The sequence below is a fragment of the Streptomyces malaysiense genome, assembly GCF_000980885.2.
Lineage (GTDB): Bacteria > Actinomycetota > Actinomycetes > Streptomycetales > Streptomycetaceae > Streptomyces > Streptomyces malaysiense.
This window is the reverse complement of record NZ_LBDA02000197.1, coordinates 1-229: the sequence shown is the minus strand read 5'-3', so window position 1 is coordinate 229 and position 229 is coordinate 1. Positions and strand designations below refer to the sequence as shown.

The following is a 229-nucleotide window of genomic DNA, read 5'->3' as shown; positions in this document are numbered from 1 at the left end:
ACCAGCACCCTCACCGCAACCCTCAACAACACCGACCGCGCACGCATCAACCGCAACGGCATCAACCCCCTCCCCACCACCACCGCACTCGCCCTACTCGACACCGCACTCACCAACGGCGCCCCCACCTACGTCCCCGCCCAACTCGACAAACCCACACTCCGCAACCAAGCCCACACCGGCACCCTCCCCCCCATCCTCACCAACCTCATCAACACACCGACCAGGC

General features: G+C 65.9%; 1 pseudogene. It reads left to right on the top strand.

What is annotated here, in order from left to right:
- Positions 1-229: pseudogene (locus tag VT52_RS38360) on the top strand (beta-ketoacyl synthase N-terminal-like domain-containing protein); the annotation flags it as partial.